A 1,958-nucleotide genomic window follows, 5' to 3' on the forward strand; every position below is an offset into this window, starting at 1 on the left:
CCACGCCGGCAGCGACGAGGCTGACGCCCAGCAGCATGATCAGCAGCTTCGACTGAATGCCGAGACCGAACCTCGGCCTGAGCCTCCGTCGCGCGGCTGTCGCTGCCTCAGCGGCGCCGGTCTCGGTCTCCCCCTGCGCGCTCACGGCGCCCACGTCCAGCATCGAGTCATCGCACGCTCCCCCTCCGGCGGCACGGTCATCCGGTCGCGGTGGAGCCGCGCGCGACGAAGCAAGCGATGGGAGACGAGAGGCGCCGAGGTGCAGTCGCCTCCCACCGCCGTGCGCCTGGCCGGTGGCCACGGCACGCCTCGCGCTGACCTTCCGGCAGGCTGTTCGACACCGAGTGCTCCTTCGCCTCGAATGAGTTGATAGGTAAACTAAGACAGGTGCCATAGTTCTGGCAAGACCCCTTCGACGACCTACCATGCGGCCCATGTCCACTGCCCCCGAGAAGAACCGTGCAGGGCGAAGGACTGCCGAACGGCTTCTCGACGCAGCAGAACGACTCGTGGCCACGGCCGGTCCCACGGTGCCGCTGCGCCAGATCACCCAGGCAGCGGGCCAGAAGAACAACTCGGCGATCACCTATCACTTCGGATCCCGTCAGGGCCTGATCGATGCGGTCTGGGTCCGGCGCACCCAGCGTGTGAACCGCGAACGCGCCGCGCTGCTCGAGCGCATGGATGCCGACGGCTCGATCGACGATCTTCACGCGCTCGTCGAGGCACACGTGCTGCCCTTCGCGCACGAGATGGCCGAGAATCTGCCGAGCTACTGGGCGCGCTTCAACGAGGTCGCGCTCGCGCAGATGCCGCTGTCCTTCCTCGACACGTTCGATGCCGACCTCGCGCGCCGCGTCGAGCAGGAGGTCCCGATGCGCACGCTGTCGTCCGTGTTCCAGATGATGCGAAAGAACGTCGCCGACGGCGCCGAGCCGGCCGCAGGGCTGCGCGTCGCCCTCATGGTGCGATTCGTGATCACCGGCCTCGCGGGCTGGGAGCGCGACCACGAGCGCGGCGCGGTCGAGGCCGCATCGCTGCCGGCCTACGCTCAGGGTCTCGTCGAGCTGGGCCACGGGGTTCTGACCCAGCCGAGCCCGGCTCTGCAGGAGGCCGCGGCGAGGCTGCTGCGCTGAGCCCGGTCAGCGCTCCTGGATCGCAGCGCAGCCGCCGGCGGCGACCTTGAAGCCCGGCTCCACGGCCGCCCCGGTCAGCAGCTCGGTCCCGTTCGCCTCGATCGCCACCACCTCGTCGGTGTGATTGATGACGACGACGAAGCTCGCCTCGTCGCCGATGCGGCGGACCGCCTCCACCCCGGCCGGCACGTCGAGCGGCGGCGTCACGCCGGCGTCGGCGATCAGCGCGTCCACGAGCGCCGCGGTGCCTGCCTCGTCCTGCCGCGTGGCCACGTACCAGGCGGACCCCGCGCCGACCTGCCGGCGGGTTACCGCCGGACGGCCCGCCATCGGCCCGTCGGCGAACGTGCGCACCGGAACCGCACCAGCCAGCTCGACTCGCTCGGTCCACACATCGCCCGAGGTGCCGTCGTCGAGAACGACGCTCTCGCCGTCGAGCAGGGGGAAGAACTCGTCCACGCGCACCCCGAGAAGGTCCCGGAAGGCGCCTGGGTAGCCGCCGAGGCGCACGTGGTCGTGCGGGTCGACGATGCCCGAGAAGTAGGTGATGGCGACCGTGGCCCCGCGCTCGGCCGTGCTCGCGAGGTTGGCAGCGCCTTCGTCGGAGACGAGGTAGAGCGTCGGCACGAGCACGAGGTCGTAGCCGCTGAGGTCGTCGGTCGAACCCACCACGTCCGTGGTGATGCCGCGGCGCCACAATGCGGCGTGGAGCGTACGCATGCGGTCCATGTACGTCAGCTCGCTGGGATGCGCGTCGAGCTCGAGAGCCCACCATGCCTCGTAGTCCCAGACCAACGCCGTGCGCGCCTGCACCCGTGACCC

2 protein-coding genes are annotated in these 1,958 nt (G+C 70.4%); one reads left to right on the forward strand and one right to left on the reverse strand.

The window, feature by feature from the left end; all coding sequences use genetic code 11:
• Positions 1-434 precede the first annotated feature (434 nt).
• Positions 435-1,136 (forward strand): TetR/AcrR family transcriptional regulator, encoded by a 702-nt coding sequence (locus ACOJSN_RS13960; RefSeq protein WP_420113106.1) that lies wholly within the window; start codon positions 435-437, stop codon positions 1,134-1,136.
• Between the two features lie 6 nt (positions 1,137-1,142).
• On the opposite strand, the gene ACOJSN_RS13965 is transcribed toward ACOJSN_RS13960, so the two are convergent.
• Positions 1,143-1,958: beta-galactosidase (locus tag ACOJSN_RS13965; RefSeq protein ID WP_420113107.1), on the reverse strand; the 816-nt coding region annotated here is incomplete at its 5' end.

This window comes from Pseudactinotalea sp. (genome assembly GCF_048594945.1).
In the GTDB taxonomy this organism is placed as follows: Bacteria; Actinomycetota; Actinomycetes; order Actinomycetales; family Beutenbergiaceae; genus Pseudactinotalea.